The sequence below is a fragment of the Facklamia miroungae genome, from assembly GCF_012396555.1.
Taxonomy (GTDB): domain Bacteria; phylum Bacillota; class Bacilli; order Lactobacillales; family Aerococcaceae; genus Facklamia; species Facklamia miroungae.
In genome coordinates, this window is sequence record NZ_JAAXPS010000001.1 from 115,717 (window position 1) to 136,688 (window position 20,972).

22 protein-coding genes are annotated in these 20,972 nt (G+C 37.0%); 17 read left to right on the forward strand and 5 right to left on the reverse strand.

Annotation, left to right across the window (positions count from 1 at the left end):
• Window positions 1–9: 9 nt before the first annotated feature.
• Window positions 10–903: a fructose bisphosphate aldolase gene (locus HF969_RS00665; protein ID WP_090288840.1), complete on the reverse strand. Its 894-nt coding sequence runs from the start codon at window positions 901–903 to the stop codon at window positions 10–12.
• 68 nt (window positions 904–971) lie between these two features.
• Window positions 972–1,535 (reverse strand): 5-formyltetrahydrofolate cyclo-ligase, encoded by a 564-nt coding sequence (locus HF969_RS00670; RefSeq protein WP_090288841.1) that lies wholly within the window; start codon window positions 1,533–1,535, stop codon window positions 972–974.
• A 124-nt stretch (window positions 1,536–1,659) separates the two neighbouring features.
• Here HF969_RS00670 and HF969_RS00675 point away from each other — a divergent pair, with 124 nt between their 5' ends.
• Window positions 1,660–2,334 carry a uracil-DNA glycosylase gene (locus HF969_RS00675; protein WP_090288842.1) on the forward strand — a complete coding sequence of 225 codons (675 nt, stop codon included), beginning with the start codon at window positions 1,660–1,662 and terminating at the stop codon, window positions 2,332–2,334.
• Between the two features lie 50 nt (window positions 2,335–2,384).
• Here the strand turns inward: HF969_RS00675 and HF969_RS00680 are convergent, their stop codons facing one another.
• The gene (locus HF969_RS00680; RefSeq protein ID WP_090288843.1) at window positions 2,385–3,056 is read right to left on the reverse strand and encodes a CPBP family intramembrane glutamic endopeptidase; all 672 of its coding nucleotides are present in this window, start codon (window positions 3,054–3,056) and stop codon (window positions 2,385–2,387) included.
• A gap of 144 nt (window positions 3,057–3,200) precedes the next feature.
• On the opposite strand from HF969_RS00680, the gene HF969_RS00685 reads away from it, so the two are divergent.
• The 4 genes from HF969_RS00685 to proC are packed head-to-tail and all read left to right on the forward strand — an operon-like array spanning window position 3,201 to window position 7,370.
• On the forward strand, window positions 3,201–5,090 hold the full coding sequence (locus HF969_RS00685; protein ID WP_090288844.1) for an ABC-F family ATP-binding cassette domain-containing protein: 1,890 nt from the start codon (window positions 3,201–3,203) through the stop codon (window positions 5,088–5,090).
• A gap of 14 nt (window positions 5,091–5,104) precedes the next feature.
• Complete coding sequence (locus tag HF969_RS00690; protein WP_090288845.1) at window positions 5,105–6,046, forward strand: thymidylate synthase; 942 nt, start codon at window positions 5,105–5,107, stop codon at window positions 6,044–6,046.
• A gap of 20 nt (window positions 6,047–6,066) precedes the next feature.
• Window positions 6,067–6,555, forward strand: a complete 489-nt coding sequence (locus tag HF969_RS00695; protein WP_090288846.1) for a dihydrofolate reductase — start codon at window positions 6,067–6,069, stop codon at window positions 6,553–6,555.
• A 2-nt stretch (window positions 6,556–6,557) separates the two neighbouring features.
• Window positions 6,558–7,370, forward strand: coding sequence for a pyrroline-5-carboxylate reductase (gene proC / locus HF969_RS00700; RefSeq protein ID WP_090288847.1), 813 nt, complete (start codon window positions 6,558–6,560; stop codon window positions 7,368–7,370).
• 78 nt (window positions 7,371–7,448) lie between these two features.
• Here the strand turns inward: proC and trhA are convergent, their stop codons facing one another.
• Window positions 7,449–8,108, reverse strand: a complete 660-nt coding sequence (gene trhA / locus HF969_RS00705; protein ID WP_090288848.1) for a PAQR family membrane homeostasis protein TrhA — start codon at window positions 8,106–8,108, stop codon at window positions 7,449–7,451.
• A 191-nt stretch (window positions 8,109–8,299) separates the two neighbouring features.
• On the opposite strand from trhA, the gene HF969_RS00710 reads away from it, so the two are divergent.
• The 12 genes from HF969_RS00710 (at window position 8,300) to HF969_RS00765 (ending at window position 20,204) form a co-directional block, all read left to right on the forward strand.
• A complete protein-coding gene (locus tag HF969_RS00710) occupies window positions 8,300–8,518 on the forward strand; it encodes a YozE family protein (protein ID WP_090288849.1) in 219 nt (72 codons plus the stop codon).
• Between the two features lie 12 nt (window positions 8,519–8,530).
• Entirely contained in the window at window positions 8,531–9,244 is a 714-nt protein-coding gene (gene deoD / locus HF969_RS00715; RefSeq protein WP_090288850.1) for a purine-nucleoside phosphorylase, read from the forward strand.
• Window positions 9,245–9,274: 30 nt separating this feature from the next.
• Entirely contained in the window at window positions 9,275–10,756 is a 1,482-nt protein-coding gene (locus HF969_RS00720; protein ID WP_090288851.1) for a S41 family peptidase, read from the forward strand.
• Between the two features lies 1 nt (window position 10,757).
• Complete coding sequence (gene lepB / locus HF969_RS00725; protein WP_090288852.1) at window positions 10,758–11,339, forward strand: signal peptidase I; 582 nt, start codon at window positions 10,758–10,760, stop codon at window positions 11,337–11,339.
• 30 nt (window positions 11,340–11,369) lie between these two features.
• Entirely contained in the window at window positions 11,370–12,221 is an 852-nt protein-coding gene (gene ylqF, locus HF969_RS00730; RefSeq protein ID WP_090288853.1) for a ribosome biogenesis GTPase YlqF, read from the forward strand.
• Between the two features lies 1 nt (window position 12,222).
• Entirely contained in the window at window positions 12,223–13,008 is a 786-nt protein-coding gene (locus tag HF969_RS00735) for a ribonuclease HII (RefSeq protein ID WP_090288854.1), read from the forward strand.
• 135 nt (window positions 13,009–13,143) lie between these two features.
• Window positions 13,144–14,010: a DNA-processing protein DprA gene (gene dprA / locus HF969_RS00740; RefSeq protein ID WP_090288855.1), complete on the forward strand. Its 867-nt coding sequence runs from the start codon at window positions 13,144–13,146 to the stop codon at window positions 14,008–14,010.
• A 90-nt stretch (window positions 14,011–14,100) separates the two neighbouring features.
• Window positions 14,101–16,161, forward strand: coding sequence for a type I DNA topoisomerase (gene topA / locus HF969_RS00745; RefSeq protein WP_090288856.1), 2,061 nt, complete (start codon window positions 14,101–14,103; stop codon window positions 16,159–16,161).
• Between the two features lie 233 nt (window positions 16,162–16,394).
• Window positions 16,395–17,315, forward strand: a complete 921-nt coding sequence (gene xerC / locus HF969_RS00750; RefSeq protein WP_090288857.1) for a tyrosine recombinase XerC — start codon at window positions 16,395–16,397, stop codon at window positions 17,313–17,315.
• A gap of 12 nt (window positions 17,316–17,327) precedes the next feature.
• Window positions 17,328–17,852: an ATP-dependent protease subunit HslV gene (hslV, locus tag HF969_RS00755; protein WP_090288858.1), complete on the forward strand. Its 525-nt coding sequence runs from the start codon at window positions 17,328–17,330 to the stop codon at window positions 17,850–17,852.
• A 27-nt stretch (window positions 17,853–17,879) separates the two neighbouring features.
• Complete coding sequence (hslU, locus tag HF969_RS00760) at window positions 17,880–19,286, forward strand: ATP-dependent protease ATPase subunit HslU (RefSeq protein WP_090288859.1); 1,407 nt, start codon at window positions 17,880–17,882, stop codon at window positions 19,284–19,286.
• An 18-nt stretch (window positions 19,287–19,304) separates the two neighbouring features.
• Window positions 19,305–20,204, forward strand: coding sequence for an aldose 1-epimerase family protein (locus HF969_RS00765; protein WP_090288860.1), 900 nt, complete (start codon window positions 19,305–19,307; stop codon window positions 20,202–20,204).
• Between the two features lie 77 nt (window positions 20,205–20,281).
• Here the strand turns inward: HF969_RS00765 and plsY are convergent, their stop codons facing one another.
• Window positions 20,282–20,890, reverse strand: a complete 609-nt coding sequence (plsY, locus tag HF969_RS00770) for a glycerol-3-phosphate 1-O-acyltransferase PlsY (RefSeq protein ID WP_090288861.1) — start codon at window positions 20,888–20,890, stop codon at window positions 20,282–20,284.
• Between the last annotated feature and the right edge of the window lie 82 nt (window positions 20,891–20,972).

The window sequence follows — 20,972 nt, forward strand, 5'->3', positions numbered from 1 at the left end:
TATTTGTCATTAGGCTTTATTAACAGAAGCATCATAGATACTATCAATAGCATCTGCAATTGTTTGATTAAATTCTTCTTCTGTTTGTCCAGCTCTTAAATCTTGAGAAAGGGCACGTGAGAATGATGCAATACAGTTAGGAGTCTTTTTCAATCGCTCATTTGCTTCTTCAGTAGGATAGCCACCTGATAATGCGACAACGCGTACCATATTTGGATGTTTAGCGATCTCCTCATAAGTAGAAGGGTTAGTAGGAATAGTGATTTTTAACATGACTAATTCATTTTCATCTAGTTTGTTTAAATGAGCCAAAATCTCTTCAGCCAACTTCGCTTCAATTTTTTCTTTTTCTTCGGCATGAATATTAACTTCAGGTTCAATAATTGGAACTAAACCAGCTGCAATAATCTGCTTAGCAATTTCAAATTGTTGATCAACTACAGCTTTTATACCAATTTCAGAATAAGCGTTAATATTAGAGCGCATTTTAGTTCCAAAAATATGACGTTCATTTGCTCTTTCTAACAATTCATGGAGTAAAGTGATCGGTTTCATTAATTGAACGCCGTCCGCTTCTTCCATTAGACCTAAATCAACTTTAAGGAAAGGAACTACTTTTTTTTCTTCCCATAAATAGTCCGCTGTTTTCTTCCCCTTAACATCACGATCCATTGTTTGTTCAAATAAAATGGCACCTAAAATCTTGTCATTATTAAAAGCAGGAGCGGTCATAATACGGGTACGCATTTCATGAACCTTATCAAACATTTCATCTTCATTTGAATATTGATCTTCGGTTACTCCATATGCTTTCAAAGCTTTTGGAGTGGAACCACCTGATTGATCGAGTGCAGCGATAAAACCTTTACCGTTTTTAATTTGTTCAAATTGTTGTGAATTCATTCTACTACTCCTTTACGTTTTCTACCTTCATGATAGCTTTAAATCTTAAAATTTGCAATGAATATCCTTTATTTGATAAGACTAATTCCTTCTTCAGTTAGTATCATATCAACCTTTTTATCATGTTCTTCAGTTGGAATTTCATCAGTTTGCAGCTTTGCATAATAGGGAAGGACTAAATAAGCATTTTTTGCTCTTAATAAGAAGCGATCATAATATCCTCCACCATATCCTAAGCGTTCTCCTTTGTTGTTACATGTGACACAAGGCATGATGATGAGATCAATCTCTTCTGGCACGAGTCTTTTTCCAATCTTTTCAGGCTCTAATATGCCAAAAGCTGATCTTTCAAGTGGAGTATTTTCTTTGTATATCATTGCTTCCATCACACGTTCTGGAAAGACCCGAGGAATACCAACTTCTTTTTGATCTTGCCACGCTCTTTGAATAATAGGATGCGTATTTAACTCTTCATCGGTTGAATAATAGACCATTATTTTTTTGGCATTTTGATACTGTTCAAGATTAAAAAGTTGTTGATAGATCCTTTCTTCAGCAGCATGACGATATTCTTGAGAAAGATGAGCTCTTTTTTCAAAAATTTCTTTTCTTAATTCATTTTTGCTTTTCATATTTAGCCTCCTAATAGTGTTCTTAATAAGATTATACCATTTGTTATTAAAAGATGGTTATTAGCTTTCAACTAATAAATTTTTTGGATACAATATGAATAAAATCACGGAGGTGATCTTCACCATGTATCAATTACCAGAACTAAAATCGATCGCGCCTGATTGGGCAAGGTGTATCCAAAACACAAGTAATTCCAATACATACGAACGAATAACGGAATTTTTATATAATGAAAAAGAGCCCATTTATCCGCCAGCAGAAGACGTCTTTAATGCCTTAAAATTTTGTAGCTATCGACAGACCAAAGTCGTTATTATTGGCCAAGATCCGTATCATGGTATCAACCAAGCCAATGGGATGTCTTTTTCTGTAAATGAAGGTGAACCCATTCCCCCTTCCTTAAAAAATATTTTTAAGGAATTAGCGGATGATCTTAAGCAACCCGTGCGGCAAAATACGGACCTAACTGACTGGGCAAAGCAAGGAGTTCTTTTATTAAACCGTGTTTTAACAGTCAGAGCAGGTCACGCGGATTCTCATCAAGGGATTGGCTGGGAAGATTTTACTAATCAAATCATTGAATGTCTCAATCACCATCCGGGTTCACTTGTATTTATTTTATGGGGGAGAAAAGCCCAGTCTCTAGAAAAACTGATTGATGAAACAAGACATACTGTCATTAAATCAAGCCATCCTAGTCCGTTAGCAGCTTATCGTGGTTTTTTTGGTTCAAAACCATTTTCTAAAGCGAATCAAGTCCTTATTGATCAAGGAATCAAGCCAATCAAATGGACATAAATTATTGAGTAAAACAGAACTTTCAATATCAAGACCTAACTAAATCCGATCTAGTTAAAAAATTCAGGTAAAAAAGTAAGCAAGGCCCAAGCTATGAAATTGTTTACAAAGTGAAAGCTCATGGATGCTGCCACATTGGCATGGTATTTCCAGTAAAGATAAGTTAAAGCTAGAGTTAAAGGAAGATAAATGATCGCATCTGCAAAGGTAACCATATGAGCCCCTGTAAAAAGTACAACAGATAAAATGGTACATATCCATTTTGAAGAAGTGTTTCGCTGGACAGATGGGCGAATAATTGCTTCTCGAAAGACTAGTTCTTCTACAAAAGGAGCAAAAATCACTAACATGAAGAAAGTATAATAGCTAGGGACTTGACCAATAAGATTCTGGATGGCTTGCTGGTTAGCGCCTATGCTTTCCAAATCAATATAAGGGCTTAATAGACTAAGTAAAACGGATCGTATGATTCCAACTCCAAAGAAACAAGCAAAGATTGTTATGATAAGTTTTTTCCAACTAGTTTGTAGCAATAATTCTTGCCACTGTTCTTTAACAAAGGTGCCATATAGGTGCCAGGCAACCAAACAAATGACTACCATGCCAATGAGTGGGATCCATAGCAGAATATTTTCAGAGATACCCATTCCAAAAGCAAAACCGGGTAGTACGATGTAGAAAAAGAAATAAGAAAAAATTAAAATCCAGGCCTTTTTTTTCATAATAACCTCCAACAATTTATTTTATTAGTAACAATCTTAAGCTAAAGGACGTCTTCTAGCAACTAATTTTATTTACGGAGTAATTTTTAAGGGCAAGGTTTAATATGCTATAATAAATTGATCGTTAATAAAGGGGTAGTAGCTATGAAAGAATTAAGTATCCAAAATTTATCAAAATCATATGGCGTGAAACAATTAGTTGACCAAGTCGACTTTTCTATTCGTACCGGAGACCGGGTAGGACTGATTGGACCTAACGGAACCGGTAAATCGTCTTTTCTTAGAGTCATTGCAGGTATTGATACCTACGATAGTGGTCAAATCAAAACCCCTAATGATTATGAAATCGCCTATTTAGAACAAAACCCCCGTTTAGATCCTGCTAAAACAATTCTCGAAACGGTTTATGATTCTGAAGCTGCAGACATTCAATTGCTCTTGGCCTATGAAAAATGCCGCATGGATTTGGAGTCGGATCCTACCAATCAAAGCTTACAAGATCAGTTTACACAATTATCGGATCAAATGACTTTAAAATCAGCTTGGGAAGTTGAAATAGCAGCGAAGTCGATTCTTACACAATTAAAAATATACGATTTAAACAAAAAAGTTGGTCAGTGTTCAGGAGGTCAGCAAAAAAGAATTGGCATTGCCCAAGTCTTAATAGCAGAACCTGACCTTCTTATTTTAGATGAACCGACCAACCATTTAGATGTTGATTCCATTCGTTGGTTAGAAAAGTATTTAGCAGCCTATCAAGGAGCTTTATTATTAGTTACCCATGATCGCTACTTTTTAGAACGATCTGTTAATAAAATCATTGAATTACAATATGGTCGCATTACTGAGTTTGAAGGTAACTATCAAACCTATCTAACAAAAAAGGCTGAATTAATTGAAATGCAAACCAAACAAGCTCAAAAGCAAGACCGACTGTACTTACAAGAATTAGCTTGGATGCGCCAAGGAGCTCAAGCAAGATCTACAAAACAACAAGCAAGAATTGACCGCTTTAACCAATTAAAAGATTCGATCGGACAAAGAGATCAAGCTCAGGAAGCGATTGAATTTAATTTTTCACAGCAGCGCATGGGTAATCAAATCATTGAATTAGAAGATGTTCGTTTAGAAATAGCCAATCATTTAATTCTTGATGGTTTAACGAAAACCTTTGTCAAGGGTGACCGCTTAGGTGTAGTTGGGCCCAATGGGGTAGGCAAATCCACCTTTTTAAATAGTTTAGCTGGTTTACATGCCTTTACTTCGGGGGAGTGTAAGTTGGGACAAACAGTAAGCATTGCTTATTATCGTCAATTAGATGAAGATTTACCTAATGACATGCGGATCCTAACCTACTTGACCCAAGTAGCGGACCAATTTAAACGACCAGATGGTTCAAAAGTTTCAGCTTCACAAATGTTGGAAAGGTTCAATTTTCCTAAAGAAACACATGGCTCTCTAATTCAGTCATTATCTGGTGGGGAAAGGAGAAGATTATATTTACTAACCCTCTTAATTCAAGAACCAAATGTTCTTCTATTAGACGAACCGACCAATGATTTAGATATCGAGACCTTAAATACCTTAGAAGATTATATTGATCGTTTTGAAGGCGTTGTGATTATTGTTTCACATGATCGTTACTTTTTGGATAAGACAGTTGATCAGTTACTCGTCATGCACGGTCAGGGAAAGTTCGATGTATTTTGGGGTACTTTTTCAGAATATTTAGAAAATACGGATCAAAAAACTTCAAACATAGAAAAAACAAAGCAGATTCTGCCAAAAGAATCCATAGCAAATCAGAATTCAACTAAGAAAAAGCGCATGACCTATCAAGAAAAGCAAGAATGGCAAGATATTGAAGAGCGAATTCATAATGTGGAAGTTAAAATTGAAGAAGGACGCAAAATGATGGAGACCTATGCCAATGATGCAGTCAAATTAATGGATCTCCATCAAGAGATTGAAAAATTAGAAACGGACTTATTAGCACTCTATGAGCGATATGATTACTTGAGCGATTTAGCTTAATAGGAGGAAGGTAAATGAAACAATATCAAGATCTAATACGGTATATCTTAGACCATGGGGCTAAAAAATTGGACCGAACGGGTACGGGGACATTATCAACTTTCGGCTACCAAATGCGCTTTAATTTAAAGGAAGAATTTCCCATTTTAACAAGTAAACGTGTTCCTTTTTCGTTAGTTAAATCTGAATTATTATGGTTTTTAAGAGGAGATACCAATATTAAATACCTCTTAAGTCATAATAATCATATCTGGGATGAGTGGGCCTTCGAGAAATATATCCAATCCGATCAATACCAAGGCCCCGATCTTAAAAACTTTGGACAGCGTAGTTTAGAATCCGAAGACTTTATGAAAATCTATCAAGTGGAATTAAATAAATTCCATCAAAAAATTTTAAATGATCAGCAGTTTGCCAACCAATTTGGCGATCTAGGTCCTATATATGGCAAGCAATGGCGGTCTTGGACTGATTGTGAAGGCCAAGTGATTGATCAAATCCAACAAGTAATCGACTCGATTAGAAAGCAACCCGATTCAAGACGTCACATTGTCACAGCCTGGAACCCTGCTGAAATTGCTGAAGCTGCTTTACCGCCATGTCATTGTTTTTTTCAGTTTTATGTCAGTCAAGGCCGTTTATCTTGTCAACTTTATCAACGATCCGCAGATGTCTTTTTAGGGGTTCCTTTTAACATTGCTTCCTATGCTTTATTAACGCATTTAATCGCAAAGGAAACCGGTTTAGAACCCGGCGAATTTGTACATGTCTTAGGAGATGCGCATTTATATCTCAATCACCTACAAGCAGCCGAAACGTTATTAAAACGCTCTCCACGTCCGCTACCTAAGCTTAGAATCGACGATTTTCAATCGATGGATCAATTAAGTCTCGATCAAATTCAATTAGAAAATTACCAACCCTATCCAACCATTAAAGCACCTATTGCAGTTTAAATATTTAGGAGGAAAAAAAGATGATTACATATGTCTATGCACAAGATTTAAAAGGCGCAATTGGCTATCAGAATGATTTACCTTGGCATCTACCCAGTGATTTAAAGTTTTTTAAGGAAGTAACGATGGGCCACACTATGCTGATGGGACGAACTACCTTCGAATCGATGGACCGAAGAATCTTACCGGGCCGCAAGACGGTTGTTTTAACCAGTCAAGAAGATTATGGTAAAGATATTGATGAATTAGAATTGGTCCATAGTGTGGAAGATGTCTTAGAATTAGCTAAAAATCAAGAGTTAATGGTAATTGGAGGAGCAGGAGTATTTAAATCTTTGATGGAGCATGTCGATAAAATTTTACGTACGGTCATTGAGGGGGAATTTCCCGCAGATACTTATATGCCTGATATTGATCAAAATATATTTCGTTTAGATAAGGTAATTGACCTTCCGGCTGATGATAAAAATCCCTATCCTCATCGCTTTGAGTGGTGGGTGAGGAAATAACTATGGCAGACTTTATAACTAATAAGAATGTAGGTTTTATCGGTTGTGGTAACATGGGATCGGCAATTATTAAAGCGCTGAGTGCATCCTACCCCAATCAAAGTTTTTATTTATTTGATAAAGATTTAAACAAAAGTCAAGCATTGGCTCAAGATAGCGGAAAATGTGTCGAAGCTGTGAGCACCCTGGCAGATCTATTAGCTTTAAGCCAAACGCTTTTTATTGGAGTAAAACCCAAAGATCTGGATGACCTCCTGCTATCAGTCAAACCGTTTAATAATCAAGAATCCAAGTTATGGATTTCAATGGTTGTTGGTCGAAGTTTGGATTCTATTCAAGCTGATTTACCGTCCAATCATTCTCTTATTCGTATTATGCCCAATACACCGGTTGCAATCGGGGAGGGGTTTATTTCCTATTGTTACCAAGCAGACGGTTTAAAGAAACAATCTATCGATGATTTTACTCAATTCATGGCTCCTTTAGGAAAGCTTCAATACGTTGAAGAAAACCTTTTTGATATTGCGTCAGCTATTGCGGGATCGGCTCCTGCCTTCATCTATCAATTAATTGAGGCAATGGGTGATGCCGGCGTTTACCATGGGTTAAGCCGTAAGCAAGCGATCGAAATGTCAGCTAAAACAGTCGTGGGAGCAGGCCAAATGGTCCTAAAAAGCCATAAACACCCAGCTGAATTAAAGGATGCTGTAACGAGTCCTAATGGAACGACAATAGCTGGTATACGAAGTCTTGAAGCAAGTGGTTTTAGATCGGCCATATTTGAAGCCATTTTAGCTACAATCGAACGAACATAAAAATATCCATCCCAAGTTATTCACTTTTGAAAAAGAGTCAAAAGTAAAATAAAATTGGGATGGATTTTTAAAGTGAATTTAGACATATTTTAGGATAGAATAAAACATTAAGCCGGCCCCAAGAACCACGAAAAGATGCCAAATTACATGCATCCATTTATTGGACTTCATCGAGTAGAAGATGGTACCTACCGAATAAGCGAATCCTCCCAGTCCGAGAAAAACAATTCCTAAAAAATTGATTGACTGCGAAAGAGGATATATAATTAGAAGACTTAGCCAACCTAAGGCTAGATAAAGAAATGTCGATAGTTTAGGGAAACGGTCTATGGCTAATAACTCATAGATGATTCCGGCAATTGCTAACCCCCAAATAATAATAAGGAAAAAATAAGCTAATTGGTTATTAATCCCTATCATCAAATAAGGAGTATAGGTTCCAGCGATGAGTAAATAAATGGCAGAGTGATCAAGTTTTTGAAGGATCGGTCGGTATGAACTATGGGAAAAAGCATGATAAAGAGTCGAATTTGTGAAAAGAGCGATTAAGGAAAGTCCATAGATAATATAAGCAGATATTGCTATAGAGGATTCTCGTTGAATGCCCTTTCGAATGAGCAAAAACGTGGCTAGCAGTGATAAAAGAGCTGCAAATCCATGAGTGAGAGCATTCCAAAATTCAATTTTCTTTTGTTCTTTGTTAGTCTTAGAATTAGTAGCGATATGACTTGATGGCATTTTAAAGGCTCCTTCCATTCGTACACGTTTAGTATACTTAACTTGTAACTAATAAGAAAGAAAAAGCTTAAAAGTAGGAGTATTGATTTATTTATTGACACTTCTAATGCTATAATACTAATAATTAGATTATATCCATAAGACCTATCAGTTACAAAGTGGATTACTAATAAAAGAAGAGGAGGTCTGAAATGGGACCTAGTTTTTATGAGTTTATCATGCGCTATGTGGATGAGACAGCAAATGATCCCATGAGTCGCTTAGCAAATGCTGTCAGTCGAGATATCGCTTTTCCTAAACAAAGTCGAGATTTTCAAGAAATATCCAACTATCTAGAAAAAAATAGTCACTATTCTCGGATGTTGACTATTTTTGATGATGCTTGGCACCAATACCAATACGCAATTTAGAGGAGAGATTAAATGAGTACACATATTCAAGCCCAATATGGTCAAATCGCACCAACAGTATTATTCCCTGGCGATCCACTTCGAGCAAAGTATATCGCTGAACATTTTCTAGAAAATGTAATCCAATATAACAATGTCAGAAATATGTTTGGTTATACTGGCGATTATCATGGCATCAAAGTTTCTGTTCAGGGATCTGGAATGGGTATTCCTTCAGCCATGATTTATGCAGAGGAGTTATACCGCGATTATGATGTTCAAACAATTATTCGCGTGGGATCAGCAGGTGGTATGCAAGAAGATGTAAAAGTGAGAGATTTGGTTTTGGCTCAAGGTGCAACGACTGATTCTTCTGTCCTTACGAATATTTTTAAGGGTCAAGTCTCATTTGCTGCTTTAGCTGATTTTCAAACGCTAGACTTTGCTTATCACTTAGCGCAAGATAAATTGGGAGACCGAGTTCATGTCGGTAATGTGCTTTCGAGTGACCGTTTTTACAATGAAGAGTTAGATAAGGAAAAATTAGCAAAATATGGCGTTTTAGCTGTTGAGATGGAAGCCGCAGGTCTTTACGCTTTAGCCGCTAAGTTTCAACGGAGAGCTTTAGCTATTTGCACTATTTCTGATCACTTAATTACCGGGCAAGAAACAACTGCACAAGAACGCGAACAAACCTTTACCGATATGATGGAAATTGCCTTAGATACGGCAGTCAAGCTTGATTAGAGGTTATATTCAGAAAGAAGGGAAGATGGGATGATTTCAAACCATAAATTTATAAAGAGAAAAAATAAGAAACAAAATCAATGGTATAAAGATACTTGGTTCCGTCTTTTTTTAATACTATCAGTTCTTGGGATAGTCGTTTATTTTAAGACCTTACCGATTTCAGCAAGGGGAGGCTTATTTGAAACTCCGACTATTGAAAAAGAGGACCAATTAACTAAGGAAGACTTGGCTGTTATCCAAGAAGTTTATAATTCGTTACAAATAAACTATATTGAGGAACTCGATAAGAATAAATTAATAGAAGGCGCTTTAAAAGGGATGGTTGAAGCAGTAGATGATCCTTATTCAGAGTTTTTAAATCCTTCTGAAATGACCCCTTTTGATGATTCACTCGAAGGTTCTTTTACCGGTATTGGGGTACAATTTATGTTAAAAGAAGGTCTGCCAACCGTTATTGCTCCGGTAGATGGAACGCCTGCAGCAAAAGCAGGTATTAAAGCTAATGATATCTTTTTAACTGCCAATGGCGTAGAGCTTCAAGGTCTAGATACTAGTGAAATTGTTCAGCATATACGTGGACCATTAGGCTCAGAGATAACTTTAACAGTAAAAAGAGGGGATTCAACTTTTGATGTAACCATGACAAGAGAAGAAATTCCATTGACAACTGTGACCGCTGAACAAGATGCTGACCACAAGCAAATAGGAGTCGTAAAAGTCAGTCAATTCGCAAGCTCGACCTATGATGAAATGGTAGCAGCGGTTAAAGAATTAAGATCAAAAGGAGCCGATCGATTTATCTTTGATTTCCGCTATAATCCGGGCGGAATGCTAGAAACAGCTTTACAAGTAAGTAATATGTTTTTGGAAGATGACCAAGTAATTATGCAAACGGATGATCGATTGAGTGAACCGATTGAGTACCTGGCTTCAGATGAGCGTTATGGCTCTTTTCAAATTACTGAACCCTATGTTCTCTTAATTGACGAAGGATCCGCTTCTGCGAGTGAGATTTTAGCAGCTGCTATTAAAGAAAACACGGATGCTCCAGTTATTGGTGTGACTTCTTTTGGTAAGGGGACCGTTCAAAGAATGATTTCTGAATCCGATTATGGCGAATTGAAACTCACAGTTGCTAAATGGTTAACACCTAGTGGTGGATGGATTCATGAAAAAGGAATTGAACCCGATGAAAAAGTAGAAACACCTGAAGTCGCAAATGCAATTATGTTAAATCAAGAGGAAGATTTAAAAATGGGTGATGCATCAGAATATGTTCATTCAGCGAGTTTAATGCTTCAGGCGTTGGGCTATCAAGAAGAAGTATCTGCCTATTTTAGTCCAGAAATGGAAGAGGCTATAAAGAAATTTCAAAAAGATCAACAAATAGAAGAGACTGGGATAATTGATTCAACCACCAGTGATAAATTGGTTGATGAAATCAGAACCTTTTTAGAAAAAGAAGATCCTCAATATCAAGCAGCTGTGAAAGTGCTTTTAGGAGATTAAGATGGGTTCTTTCTTTAGAAACGTTTTGATTGAGCTAGTAAATATTATTTTTATGATTCTAGCCGCTCTTTTTATCTTTATAGCCGTTCGCAATTATTTAGCTCAACCCTTCCAAGTTGAAGGAAAATCAATGAATCCTACTTTGTATCAAGAAGATCATTTGATCCTATGGAAGCAATTTGATTTAGAACGTTTTGATATCGTTGTTTTTCCTGATCCGATGGGATCGGGTAAAACCTATGTCAAGCGTCTAATTGCTTTACCAGGTGAATCGATAGAAGTCAAAGACGATCAGTTACTGATTAATGGTCATATTATTGAAGAACCTTACCTTGATTCTGCTAAAACAAATAATCTGCAAAATTATACGGAAGATTTTACTCTTTGGGAAATTACAGGAGACAATGTCATTCCTGAAAATAAAGTTTTTGTGATGGGGGATAATCGGCCAGGCTCAGGTGATAGTCGCCAATTTGGCTATGTAGATATAGATGCCATTCAAGGCGAAGCAAATTTTATTTATTTTCCTTTGAATCGCGTAGGTAAAGTTGGTAAGTTCCAAGCTTCAGAACAAACTAATTAATGAATAAGCGCATTGGAAAGGAGTGTTCATTTGAATCAAATACAATGGTTTCCCGGGCATATGGCCAAGGCTAAGCGAGAAGCAAAGGAAAAACTAAATTTAGTCGATTTAGTCATCGAGTTAGTCGATGCTCGTATACCCGAATCGAGCCGTAATCCCGTTATAGCTGAAATTATTGGTAATAAACCCTCCATTCTTACTTTAAATAAGGCGGATTTAGCAGATCCCAAATTAACTAACCAATGGATCCAGTATTACCAAGAAGAAGGTCAATCTGCTTTAGCAATTGATGCTCAACATCAAAAGGGTTTGCATGAACTTAAAAATACTTGTAAAGACTTAATGACCGATTTCTTTGCGAAACAAAAAGCCAAGGGTGTTAAACCCAGAGCGATTCGTTTAATGATTCTAGGTATTCCTAATGTTGGGAAATCTACCTTAATTAATCGCTTTGTGGGTAAGAACCAAGCCCAAACAGGAAATAAGCCGGGTGTGACTAAAGCCCAACGTTGGCTCAAAATTGGTAAAGAGTTTGAGTTGTTAGACACACCTGGCATCCTTTGGCCTAAATTCGAAGACCCTATGACAGGTTACCATTTGGCTTTAACCGGCGCAATTAAAGATCAATTGGTTGAAATGCAGGAATTATCATTGCAGTTAATACGTCATTTACAACAATTTTATCCAGGCCTATTAGAGAATTACTACCAATTAGATCACTATCAGCCAGAGATGACTCCTGCTGGAATTTTGACCAGTCTGACACAAACCTTAAATTTAGAAGAAGACTACGGACAAGCAGCTGAAAGGTTAATTTTTGATTTTCGTCAGCATAAACTCGGTTCCATTACTTTAGACCGACCGAATGAGAGGGCTTTTTAATTTGACACAAACGATTAAAGAAATTCAGACTAGAATTAAATTAATTAATGATCTTAATGATCCTTATTTAGAAACGTTAAATGTGGACCCTAGAAAAGGCGTTCAAGACCTATTGAAACGTAAAAAAAAGCTATTACTACATCAAGCAGAGCTTTATCGCGCTTATCTAGAAAGATTGAATTTTGATCATCAGTTATTAACTTCGCAAAATTATCAGTTTTTGGCTGGGGTAGATGAAGTCGGAAGAGGGCCGATTGCCGGTCCAGTTGTGGCAGCTGCTGTTGTTTTACCTGAAGATACAAGTGATTGGATCGAAGTGAATGATTCAAAAGCCTTGAGTCATCATAAGCGCTGTGCTTTAGCGGAAGTAATCAAACAACAAGCTAAGGCTTATGCTATAACGAGTCTTTCGCCTAGCACGATAGACCGCTTGAATATTTATGAAGCGAGCCGTTTGGCAATGAAAGAAGCTGTTTTAAAACTCGGTGTAAATGTGGACTTATTAGCCGTCGATGCGATGAAACTTGATTTAAAGGTGGATCAAGTTTCACTTACAAAAGGGGACCAAAAATCCTTATCGATTGCTGCTGCCTCCATTATTGCTAAAGTTTATCGCGACCAAATCATGATCGATTATGCTGAACAATATCCAGAATTTGCTTTTGATCAGCATATGGGTTATCCTACTAAACAGCATTTGGCTAACATAAATAAATATGGTTTCACTTCGATTCATCGTCAATCCTATGGTCCTGTTCAAGCAGTCAAACACTACTATGGCTCATAGCTATCGAAATTAGTTAAAGCAAGCCCTTAATCTTAATCAATTAGGCTTGCTTTTTTGTGTCTTGATGACTTTCGAGCGCCAATTTGCTTTTTTGTTTGTAATTATAAATAAGTAAAGCAAGGGAGATATTTATTTATGATTAAGAAAGAACTGATTTATCTACAGTTAAAGGGCTTAAAATACCGATTTATATGGCAGTATTTTAAATGGAGGACTCACTATTCACGTCAAGAAACTTTGGAGTATCTAATTAATAAAAGTCTATGTTCAACTAAAATTTGGCAGCTATTTAATGAATGGGATACTTATCAAGAACGGCTCTCTTATTTAGAAAAAATGTGTATTATGTTTGGTGAAGATGCCTACCCTGAACGTTGGATTCAATTGCCGCAACCGCCTTTTTTATTTTATTATAGAGGAAGGTTAAGCTACTTACGTAATCCCTTAGTAGCTATCATCGGTTCAAGAAAATTATCAAATTATGGTCGAAAAAGTACCATTCAGATCAGTCAAGCCATTAGCCGTGCAGGTTTTGTTGTGGTTTCTGGTTTAGCTAGAGGTGTTGATTACCTTTCACATCTTGCATGTCTTAACCAAGCCCAAGGGAAAACGATTGCTATCTTGCCTAATGGATTCGATATATACTATCCTAAAGATCATCAAAGCATGCAAGAGACAATCGCGCAAAAGCATCTATTGATTAGTGAGTATCCACCCCATCAAGGAGTGCGAAAGCATCAATTTATTGCTCGGAATCGTTTAGTAGCTGGATTATGTCCTACTGTAATTGTCATTCAAGCAGCTCAGAAATCAGGATCTTTAATCACCGCTAATTATGCTTTGGACTATAATAGCCAAATCTATGCTTTGCCAGGTCCTATTGATGACGTGCAATCTTTTGGCACGAATGCTTTAATTCAAGCAGGCGCTAGACCTATCGTGGATATCCCTTCGTTTATCTCAGAAATGAAGCAAGACTATCAAAGACAAAAGGGAAATTAACCTTTATTCATTGACATATTTAAAAGTTTAGCATAAGATTGTTACGATTTTGCTTGTGAGTAAAGGAATAAGAAAGGGAGTGATTGTTACTTGGCCTATAAATATCTAGTAATTGTCGAATCACCAACCAAAGCCAAAACAATCGATAAGTATTTGGGTAGAAATTATAAGGTCGTTGCTTCAAAAGGACATTTACGTGACTTACCAAAGTCCAGAATGGGCATTGATCTAGAGAATAATTTTGAACCGCATTATATTTCGATTAGAGGTAGAGGCGAAACCATTAAAGAGTTACGTAAATTAGCTAATAAAGCTGAAAAAGTTTATTTAGCTAGTGACCCGGACCGCGAAGGAGAAGCTATTGCTTGGCATCTTTCCTATCTTTTAAAATTGGATCCACAAGAAGCTAATCGTGTGGTTTTCAATGAGATTACCAAGGATTCAGTCAAAGAAGCTTTCAAACACCCCCGTCAAATCAACCAAGATTTGGTGGATTCTCAACAAGCAAGAAGAATTTTAGACCGAATTGTTGGTTATTCCATCTCACCACTTTTGTGGAAAAAAATTAAACGCGGTTTATCTGCTGGTCGCGTTCAGTCCACCACTTTAAAAATCATTATCGATCGTGAGAAAAAGATTCGTGATTTTAAACCAGAAGAATATTGGAAAATACCAGCTAGCTTTAAAAAAGGTCGATCAAAGTTTGAAGCTGAGTTTTATGGAATCGAAGGTAAGAAAACAGATTTAAAAACAAAAGACCAAGTCGATCAAGTGATGAAACGCTTAGATCTTAAAAATGACTTTCACATTAAAAAAATTGAAGAAAAAGAACGGGTACGCAAACCCAATGCGCCGTTTACTACTTCAACTTTGCAACAAGATGCAGCTAACCGCTTGAATTTCCGAACTGGCAAAACAATGATGGTGGCACAACAACTTTATGAAGGGATTTCGATTCGTCGCAATACTTTTGGTCTGATAACCTATATGCGTACGGATTCAACACGTATCTCACCCACTGCTAAGAACATGGCTGCGGATTTTATTAGTGAAAATTATGGCAAAGAATACCTCGGTGCAGGTCATAAAGTTTCTAACCAGACAGGTGCCCAAGATGCCCACGAGGCTATTCGTCCATCCAACGTTAGTTTAACTCCCGAATCGATCAAGGATTCATTGACTAAAGACCAATTCCGTCTTTATGCTCTAATTTGGGCGCGCTTTGTGGCATCACAAATGTCAAATGCTATATATGATACCATCAAAGCAGATATTATCCAAAACGAAGTTCAATTTCGTGCCAATGGGTCACGCATTAAATTTGAAGGTTTCTTAAAAGTCTATCCAAGCAAATCGGATAAAGACAATTACCTGCCAACTCTTAAAGAAGGAGACGCGGTAAAAGTTGATAAAATAGATCCAAGCCAACATTTTACTCAGCCACCTGCGCGCTATAATGAAGCAAGTTTGGTAAAAACGTTGGAAGAATTAGGCATTGGTCGACCTTCAACCTATGCCCCCACTTTAGAAACCTTACGTAAACGTTATTACGTCAAAATGGAAGCAAAGCGTTTTATGCCAACAGAACTGGGTGAAATTGTAAATCAAATGATGGAAATGTATTTTCCGGATATTGTTGACTCAGAATTTACTGCGGGTATGGAAAACAATTTAGACCAAATTGAAGAAAATAAGGAAGAATGGCAAAAGGTTCTCAATGATTTTTATCAAGTTTTTGCTAAAGATTTGAATAAAGCGGAAGAAGAGATGGAAGAAATTGAAATAAAAGATGAACCTGCAGGTTTTGATTGTCCGGAATGTGGCAGCCCTATGGTTATAAAGATTGGACGTTATGGTAAATTCTATGCTTGCTCTAATTTCCCAGATTGTCGACACACAGAAGCAATTGTTAAAGAAATTGGCGTCAAATGCCCAACCTGTAAAGAAGGAGAAATTATTGAGCGAAAATCCAAGAAAAATCGGATCTTTTATGGCTGTTCACGGTATCCTGAATGTGAATTTGTTTCTTGGGACAAACCAATCGGGCGGAACTGTCCTAAATGTGATGAATACCTTATCGAGAAGAAATCACGTAAAGGTAAACAAGTTCAATGCTCTTCATGTGATTATAGCGAAGCAATAGAAGGATAAATTCGAAATCCGCTCAGATCTTATGTCTATTTGATAATTTAAGAGACTTTTAATCCGAATTTTCACTTTGTCGTGAGCGTTCGGATTTTTATTTTTAGATAGATCAAATCGTTTGAAATGGTTGAAAAGATTTTGGTATTTTTAAAATTTCTAATCACCGATAGATTGCGCTTAATTGGCGAAGAGCCAAGAGAAAAGGTATAATAATTTAAGAAGACCTGGAGGGATAATCAATGCAAGACAAGATTGATGATTTTTTAAATTATCTATCAAGTGAACGACGCTATTCTGAACATACAGTGGTAGCATATCAAAGAGACTTAAAGGAATTTTGCATATTTTTAAAAGGTTCAGGGGGAGCAGAATTAGAAAGTCTAAATTATCAAGATCTAAGGTTGTACTTAGCCTATTTAGATGAGCGCTCCCTTACTTCGAAAACAATCGCAAGAAAACTGTCTTCTTTACGTTCTTTTTTCAAATATTGCTTGCGGCGAGATTGGATTCAGCAAGACCCGATGGAATTGATCACTTTCAAAGCAAATGACCACTATTTACCCGCCTTTTTTTATGAAAATGAAATTGAATCTTTATTGCAGGTAGCTAAATCCAGTACACTCGATTATGCCAAACGCAATCTTGCTATTCTCGAGCTGATGTATGCTACGGGTATACGGGTCTCAGAATGTTGCCAGATAAAAATGGACCAAATCGATTTTTCTTTACAAATTCTACGTGTGTTAGGTAAAGGGAATAAAGAAAGAATCGTGCCATTTGGTGATCCGGCTCTGTTAGCTTTGAAAGATTACATTGCGACTGAGCGTGGTCAACTATTAAACAAAAGCTCAATGCAGGATCAATCAAATCATGATATATTATTCTTATCGGACAAGGGCAAGCCAATCACTCCTGATCAAGTGCGTCAGATTCTACAAAAGTTAGTCAAAGAGGGGCAGCTTAATTTAAAAATTAACCCTCATAAACTCAGGCATACTTATGCAACCCATCTTTTGAATGGGGGAGCCGACTTAAGGTCTGTCCAGGAACTCTTAGGCCATGAGAATTTATCTTCAACACAGATTTATACGCATATTACCGGTGATAAAATGCGTTCAGAGTACTTAAAAGCTCATCCAAGAGCTCATAGAAAAAAGTAGGAGGAAGAAGAAATGACTACAATATGTGCAATAAAAAAAGATAATCAACTCGCTATGGCGGGTGACGGGCAGGTGACAATGGGCGAAACTGTCATCATGAAAGGTGGAGCAAAAAAACTACGCAGAATCTTTAATGATCAAGTGGTAATCGGATTTGCGGGAGGAGTCGCAGATGCGATTACCTTATCAGAAATGTTTGAAACGAAATTACAAGCTCATCAAGGTCAATTAACTAGAGCTGCCGTTGAAGTTGCTAAGCAATGGCGGACCGATCGTTCTTTGCAAAAATTGGAGGCCTTGCTAATTGTTATGAACAAAGAAAATCTTTTATTAGTATCAGGCACGGGTGAAGTCATAGAACCAGACGATGGCATATTAACCATCGGATCTGGTGGTAATTATGCCTTAGCAGCAGCAAGAGCCATGTTACGAACAGGAGATCAATTAAGTGCTAAAGAAATTGTTTCTCAGGCCTTAGAAATTGCAGCTGAAATTGATGTTTATACGAATAAACAAATCATGGTCGAGAGTTTTTAAATCCTAGATATAAAGGAGAATAATAAGATGGAATTAAGTCCAAGACAGTTAGTAGCAGAATTAGATAAGTATATTGTAGGTCAAGCAGAAGCAAAGCGTTCAATTGCGGTAGCTATTCGCAACCGTCAAAGAAGGCTAAGACTTGATCCAGAAATGCAAGATGAAGTGAAGCCTAAGAATTTATTAATGATTGGGCCAACAGGGGTCGGGAAAACAGAAATTGCCAGACGTCTAGCTAAAATTATTCAAGCTCCCTTTATAAAGGTGGAGGCCACTAAGTATACCGAAGTGGGTTATGTCGGTCGTGATGTTGAATCCATGGTAAGAGATCTTGTCGAGCAAGCTATTCGTATTGTTCGTGATGAAATGCGTCAAGAAGTTGAGGAAGAAGCCAGAGAAAAGGCGATTGATCGGATTGCCAAAGCATTGGTGCCAGGTAAAAAGAAGAAAGCCGAAATAAAAAAAGATAACAGTAATGCAGGTGGCTTTGTCCTACCCGACATGGAAGCATTTATGCGGCAAATGCGTGGCGAAGTTGAATCTGAAAAAGAAGAAGTAACACAGGAGATAGCTTCCAATCGACGTCATATCCGTCAACAGATTCGAGAGGGTGTTTTAGATAAGCACGAAGTGACCATTCAAATGGAAGAGAAAAAATTACAGTTAAATTCTTTAAATCCGGCTATGGAACAAATGATGGATATGCAAGAATCTTTAAATGCTTTAAAGCCCAAGAAGATGATTAATCGAACTGTCACTGTTAAAGAAGCCTTAAAATTATTAACGATTGATGAAGCAGATAAATTAGTGAATGAAGAAGATATTCATCAAAAGGGGTTAAATTTAGCTGAAAAAAATGGAATTATTTTTATCGATGAGTTAGATAAAATTGCTTCTTCAGGTAGCCAATCAGGCGAAGTATCCCGTCAAGGAGTTCAGCGTGACATCTTACCTATTGTTGAAGGAAGTCAAATCCAAACAAAATACGGCATAATTAAGTCTGATCATATTCTTTTTGTGGGGTCAGGGGCCTTCCACGTTGCCAAGCCTTCCGATTTAATTCCGGAGCTACAAGGTCGTTTCCCAATTCGTGTTAATCTTCAAGACTTAAAACAAGAAGACTTTGTGCGAATTCTAACTGAACCAAAGAATGCCTTATTAATCCAATATCAGGCTTTGTTAGCAACAGAGGAAGTCACAGTAAACTTCACACCAGAAGCGGTCGATAAAATGGCTTACTATGCAGAAACATTAAACCGTAATACTGATAATATTGGTGCCCGTCGCCTTCATACAATTATTGAAACAGTTCTCGAGGAATTACTGTTTGAAGCGGCCGATACACCGATGGTTATTGATATTACGGAAAAATATGTGGATGATAAGTTGGCTGACAAGGTGGATAACCGTGATCTTAGCCATTATATTTTATAATAGAAATAGGTGATCCAAATGGTAACCATTCAGAACGCCTACTTAAAAATTGAAATCGATGAAATGGGGGCTGAAATTCAATCCATTCAAGATCTAACATCTGGTTATGAGTTTCTTTGGCAAGCCGATCCTCAGTTTTGGAAGCGCAAAGCACCAATTCTTTTTCCGATTGTTGGTCGTTTACAAGATGACCAATATTTGTATGACGGAAAATTTTATTCAATGAATCGACACGGCTTTGCCAGAGATTGTGAATTTACGGTTCAAAACCATACCGAACAGTCCGCTAGTTTTTATTTAAAAAACAATGAAACCACTTATCAGATCTATCCTTTTGAATTTTCTTTACAAGTAAACTATGTTCTCTATGACCATAAATTAACAGTTACTTTTGAAGTTTATAATCCATCCTTGGAAAAACCTTTATACTATTCAGTCGGTTACCATCCTGCCTTTAACTTGGAACATACAATAGGGAGAAATTATCCTGAGTTTAACCAGGTTAGTTATAGTCTGAAACCAGAAGGCTATTATTACTTACAACAGACAAACCAGGAAGGCTTATTAAATAATGATAAGGCTAAGTATATGGAAGTGATTGATCAAAAGTTATATCACAAACAATTTAAGAACGATGCACTTATTTATCAAATTAGCGAAAAAGCAGAATTTATTTTGCGCAATCAAGCAAATGATGTTGAAATCAAATTTCGTTCTATCGGTTTTGATTATACAGCTTTATGGTCAACCTACCCTAAACGCGCACCTTTTTTAGCTGTTGAAGCATGGTCAGGTCTACCGGACGTCGCAAATGAACCACAGTTGTTTAAAGATAAACGAGGTATTCATTGTCTCAATCCTCAATCGATTTGCACCCATGATTTAACAATTGAGCTGCACAAAAAAAATAAAGCTTAAATGGCTAAATAGCACGAAACAAATAAAAAAAAGCTAAGGTCAATGCCAATAACCTTAGCTTTTTTAATCGAAATAATTTATTTTTTTCTTGGATGTAAACCAAAGGTGACACGGCTTTCATCTCCTTTAAGGATTCTGCGAATATTATCGCGGTGCCGATATATCATGAGGATGGCCATAAGAGCAAAGCCACCCGCATAAACTAAAGGTTCATTTAAGATAATCCAAATAACTGAAAGAAGGAAAGAGGCCATGGCAGCGATACTTACGGTAGAAGTAGTAAAGAGAATGGCAAAGAAAGCCACGATCATGGCTAGCGCTGTATAGAAATTAAAAGCTAATAAAACACCCACAGAGGTAGCAACTATTTTTCCCCCACGAAATTCACTAAATAGAGGGTAGGCATGTCCTAAGACGGCAGCTAAGCCAGTTAACATGATAACTAAGTCATTTCCAGAAAGAAAAGGTTGTTGAGCTAATAAAACCGGAATAAATCCTTTTAAAACATCGACTATAACAACTACGATTGCAGCAAAGGGACCAAAATTCCGTCCAACATTTGTACCGCCAGAATTACCAGAACCTAGTGTACGGACATCTACATTATGTATATACTTTGAATACCATACACCTGATGGAATCGAGCCTGCAAGGTATCCAAAGAGAATGATTAAAATCGGTAACATGAAACAACCTCCTCATTTACTATGATCATTCTACCATTTTTAAATGTTAGACAACAAGCGGAATTCTAGTGAAACTCCTGGA

Excerpts from the sequence above, each read along its gene's own strand:
- proC (WP_090288847.1), top strand. The coding sequence starts at position 6,558 with ATGGCAGACTTTATAACTAATAAGAATGTAGGTTTTATCGGTTGTGGT.
- HF969_RS00680 (WP_090288843.1), bottom strand. The coding sequence starts at position 3,056 with ATGAAAAAAAAGGCCTGGATTTTAATTTTTTCTTATTTCTTTTTCTAC.
- dprA (WP_090288855.1), top strand. The coding sequence starts at position 13,144 with ATGATTAAGAAAGAACTGATTTATCTACAGTTAAAGGGCTTAAAATAC.
- HF969_RS00765 (WP_090288860.1), top strand. The coding sequence starts at position 19,305 with ATGGTAACCATTCAGAACGCCTACTTAAAAATTGAAATCGATGAAATG.
- deoD (WP_090288850.1), top strand. The coding sequence starts at position 8,531 with ATGAGTACACATATTCAAGCCCAATATGGTCAAATCGCACCAACAGTA.
- plsY (WP_090288861.1), bottom strand. The coding sequence starts at position 20,890 with ATGTTACCGATTTTAATCATTCTCTTTGGATACCTTGCAGGCTCGATT.
- HF969_RS00720 (WP_090288851.1), top strand. The coding sequence starts at position 9,275 with ATGATTTCAAACCATAAATTTATAAAGAGAAAAAATAAGAAACAAAAT.
- xerC (WP_090288857.1), top strand. The coding sequence starts at position 16,395 with ATGCAAGACAAGATTGATGATTTTTTAAATTATCTATCAAGTGAACGA.
- HF969_RS00665 (WP_090288840.1), bottom strand. The coding sequence starts at position 903 with ATGAATTCACAACAATTTGAACAAATTAAAAACGGTAAAGGTTTTATC.
- hslV (WP_090288858.1), top strand. The coding sequence starts at position 17,328 with ATGACTACAATATGTGCAATAAAAAAAGATAATCAACTCGCTATGGCG.
- hslU (WP_090288859.1), top strand. The coding sequence starts at position 17,880 with ATGGAATTAAGTCCAAGACAGTTAGTAGCAGAATTAGATAAGTATATT.
- HF969_RS00695 (WP_090288846.1), top strand. The coding sequence starts at position 6,067 with ATGATTACATATGTCTATGCACAAGATTTAAAAGGCGCAATTGGCTAT.
- HF969_RS00710 (WP_090288849.1), top strand. The coding sequence starts at position 8,300 with ATGGGACCTAGTTTTTATGAGTTTATCATGCGCTATGTGGATGAGACA.
- HF969_RS00685 (WP_090288844.1), top strand. The coding sequence starts at position 3,201 with ATGAAAGAATTAAGTATCCAAAATTTATCAAAATCATATGGCGTGAAA.
- HF969_RS00675 (WP_090288842.1), top strand. The coding sequence starts at position 1,660 with ATGTATCAATTACCAGAACTAAAATCGATCGCGCCTGATTGGGCAAGG.
- HF969_RS00690 (WP_090288845.1), top strand. The coding sequence starts at position 5,105 with ATGAAACAATATCAAGATCTAATACGGTATATCTTAGACCATGGGGCT.
- lepB (WP_090288852.1), top strand. The coding sequence starts at position 10,758 with ATGGGTTCTTTCTTTAGAAACGTTTTGATTGAGCTAGTAAATATTATT.
- trhA (WP_090288848.1), bottom strand. The coding sequence starts at position 8,108 with ATGCCATCAAGTCATATCGCTACTAATTCTAAGACTAACAAAGAACAA.
- HF969_RS00670 (WP_090288841.1), bottom strand. The coding sequence starts at position 1,535 with ATGAAAAGCAAAAATGAATTAAGAAAAGAAATTTTTGAAAAAAGAGCT.